The sequence below is a fragment of the Arthrobacter sp. HMWF013 genome (assembly GCF_003061105.1).
Taxonomy (GTDB): Bacteria; Actinomycetota; Actinomycetes; order Actinomycetales; family Micrococcaceae; genus Arthrobacter.
On sequence record NZ_QAIQ01000442.1, the window covers coordinates 7,075 to 7,921 of the forward strand.

The 847-nt window shown below is 64.3% G+C and carries 2 protein-coding genes; one reads left to right on the top strand and one right to left on the bottom strand.

Features of this window, described 5'->3' with window-relative positions:
* Nucleotides 1-355: M24 family metallopeptidase (locus DBR22_RS24650; RefSeq protein ID WP_258229245.1), on the top strand; the 355-nt coding region annotated here is incomplete at its 5' end.
* A 115-nt stretch (nucleotides 356-470) separates the two neighbouring features.
* Here DBR22_RS24650 and DBR22_RS15975 read toward each other — a convergent pair.
* A partial coding sequence (locus DBR22_RS15975) for an extracellular solute-binding protein (protein WP_146187528.1) occupies nucleotides 471-847 on the bottom strand: 377 nt, incomplete at its 5' end.

The window sequence follows — 847 nt, forward strand, 5'->3', positions numbered from 1 at the left end:
CTACGTGTCCTCGGTGCCGGGCAAACCGCTAGGCATCCTGGAAGACTACGTGGGCCACGGCATCGGCTCCGAAATGCACATGGCCCCCGATGTCCTGAACTACCGCACCAGCCACCGCGGCCCGAAGATCAAGCCCGGACTGTGCTTGGCCATTGAGCCCATGCTGGTCCGCGGGAGCATCGAAACCGCCGTGCTCGACGACGACTGGACCGTGGTGACCACCGACGGCAAGCGTTCCTGCCAGTGGGAGCACTCAGTGGCCGTCCACGAAAAGGGGATCTGGGTACTGTCAGCCCCCGACGGCGGTGCGGAGCACCTGGTGCCGCTCGGCGTCGTGCCCGTCCCGATTCCGTAGGTCCCCACCGGCGCGCGCTGACAACGCGCCTAACCCCAGCGACACAGAAAATCCCTGGCGCCACCCGAATGAGGGTGTCGCCAGGGATTTTGCGTTTCGAAAGGAAACCCGCGCGTCAGGCCTTGAGCTTGGGCTTGACGTCCTTGGTGTAGATACCTTCCAGTGTCTTCTTCAACTCAGTCATGACCGCTTTCACGTCCCCCTGCTGGGTGAGGATCTTCGCCGCGGCCTTGGCCATCTCCTGGTCGGCACCGGGGAGGAACACGCGGGCACGGTCCTGGACCTTGGTCACGGCCAGCTGGTCCATGGCGGTCTTGATCTGGGGCGTCTTGGCCAGCACCGAGGTCATGTCGGCCGACGTGCGGGTGGACATGTAGCCAGTGGCGGCTGAGAAGGCTGCCGTGTTTTCCGGCTCGGTCATGAATTTGATGAAGGTGCCGGCGGCCAGCTGTTCTTCCTTGGTGATTCCGCTGGGGATGCCCAGCCCCGCAC